Annotated in this window: 1 protein-coding gene; it reads left to right on the top strand. The window is 73.7% G+C overall.

The window, feature by feature from the left end:
* The first annotated feature begins 294 nt into the window (after positions 1-294).
* Positions 295-2358, top strand: a complete 2064-nt coding sequence (locus ABT247_RS33040) for an acetoacetate--CoA ligase (RefSeq protein ID WP_350750227.1) — start codon at positions 295-297, stop codon at positions 2356-2358.
* The last annotated feature ends 79 nt before the right edge of the window (positions 2359-2437 follow it).

Here is a 2437-nt window from a genome sequence, read left to right as displayed (position 1 = left end):
AGAGCGCCAAGCCGTTCAAGTGGACCAAGACCGCCGACCAGATCATCGATCGGATCTGCCGCTACTGCTCACGCATCTCCGAACCAGCTCACTAGTCCGCCCGGGCCAGGCACCCGCCAGGCACCGACCAGGCCCCCGGCCGGCCGCCGGTCAGGTGCTCGGCCAGGCGCCCGGCCGAGCACCGGCCGACCCTGGCGCAGCGGGCGCTCACATGGCATGGTCTGCACCGACAGCCCACCGGACGGGTTGGCCACGAGCTCTCCCGTCCCCACCACCGGCCGGGAGACCACCACCGTGAGCACCCCACCGCAGGACCAGCCGCTCTGGCGCCCGAACCCCGCCCGCGCCGCCGCCACCAACCTGGTGGCCTTCCAGGCCTGGGCCGCCGAACACCACGGTGCCCCCGCCGCCCCGCTCGCCCCGGCCGACGACGACCAGCAGGCCGCCCAGCGCTACGCCGACCTCCACGCCTGGTCCACCGCCGACCTCGACCGCTTCTGGACCGCCGTCACCCAGTGGTTCGACGTCCGCTTCAGCCAGGCCCCCGAGGCGGTCCTCGCCGACCCCCGGATGCCCGACGCCGTCCTCGCCGACGAGACCCGCACCGGCTCGCAGTGGTTCCCCGGCGCCCGCCTCAACTACGCCGAGCACGTCCTGCGCCACGCCGAGGACCCGGCCAACGCCGACCAGCCCGCGATCCTCCACCTCGACGAGACCGACGAGCACCCCGTCGCGACCACCTGGTCCGACCTGCGCCGCCAGGTCCTCGCGCTCGCCGCCGCGCTGCGCGCCCGGGGCGTCGGCCCGCACTCCCGCGTCGCCGCCTACCTGCCCAACATCCCGCAGGCCGTCGTCGCCCTCCTCGCCACCAACGCCGTCGGCGCCGTCTGGACCTCCTGCGCCCCCGACTTCGGCGCCCGCAGCGTGCTCGACCGCTTCCAGCAGCTCGAGCCGGACGTCCTCATCGCCGTCGACGGGTACCACTACGGCGGCAAGGCCCACGACCGCACCGACGTCGTCGCCGAGCTGCGCCGCGAACTGCCCTCGCTGCGCACCGTCGTCCACGTCCCGCTGCTCGGCGGCCCGGCCCCCGAAGGCGCACTCGACTGGGCCGACCTCGTCGCCGGCCCGGTCCAGCAGCCCGGCGGCGAACCGGAGTTCGCGCAGCTCCCGTTCGACCACCCGCTCTGGGTGCTCTACTCGTCCGGCACCACCGGCCTGCCCAAGCCCATCGTCCAGAGCCAGGGCGGCATCCTCGTCGAGCACCTGAAGCAGGTCGGCCTCCACCTCGGACTCGGCCCGCAGGACCGCTTCTTCTGGTACACCTCGACCGGCTGGATGATGTGGAACTTCCTCGTGGCCGGCCTGCTGGCCGGGTCCACGATCGTCACGTACGACGGCAGCCCCGGCCACCCGGACGCCGGCGCCCTGTGGTCCGTCGCCGCCCGCACCGGCGCCACCGTCCTCGGCACCTCCGCCGCCTACATCGTCGCCAGCCGCAAGGCCGACCTCCACCCCGGCCGCGACCTGGACCTCTCCGCCGTCCGCTGCATCGGCACCACCGGCTCCCCGCTCCCGCCCGACGGCTTCCGCTGGATCTACGACGAGGTCAGCGAGGACGTCTGGCTTGCCTCCGTCAGCGGCGGCACCGACGTCTGCTCCTGCTTCGTCGGCGGTGTCCCCACCCTCCCCGTCTTCCTCGGTGAGATCCAGGGCCCCTGCCTCGGTGCCGCCGTCGAGGCCTGGGACGTCGACGGCCACCCGCTCACCGACGCCGTCGGCGAGCTCGTCGTCACCAAGCCCCTGCCGTCCATGCCCACCGGCTTCTGGAACGACCCGGACGGCACCCGGTTCCACGACAGCTACTTCGACATGTACCCCGGCGTCTGGCGCCACGGCGACTGGATCACCATCACCTCCCGGGGCACCGTCGTCATCCACGGCCGCTCCGACTCCACCCTCAACCGCCAGGGCGTCCGGATGGGCTCCTCGGACATCTACGAGGTGGTCGAGCGCCTGCCCGAGATCGCCGAATCCCTGGTCATCGGCCTGGAGGAGCCCGACGGCGGCTACTGGATGCCGCTGTTCGTCGTGCTCGCCCCCGGCGCGGAGCTGGACGACGCCCTGATCGGCCGGATCCGCACCTCGCTGCGCACCGAACTCTCCCCGCGCCACGTCCCCGACGAGGTCATCGCCGTCCGCGGCCTCCCGCACACCCTCACCGGCAAGCGCATCGAGGTCCCGGTCAAGCGCATCCTCTCCGGCACCCCGCTGGAGAAGGCCGTCAACCCCGGCTCCGTCGACAACGTCGACCACCTGCGCTTCTTCGAGCAACTCCGGATCGACCGCCGGGCCTGACGGTGCCTAGCGCGCCGGACGCCGCCGGACGCCGGCGCCCGGCCGCCGCGGACCCGGGTCCCGGAGAACGCCGAAGGGG

It is taken from the genome of Kitasatospora sp. NPDC001539 (genome assembly GCF_040298565.1).
Lineage (GTDB): Bacteria > Actinomycetota > Actinomycetes > Streptomycetales > Streptomycetaceae > Kitasatospora.
The sequence above is the reverse complement of the archived record's forward strand: the minus strand, read 5'-3'. Positions and strand labels throughout refer to the sequence as shown.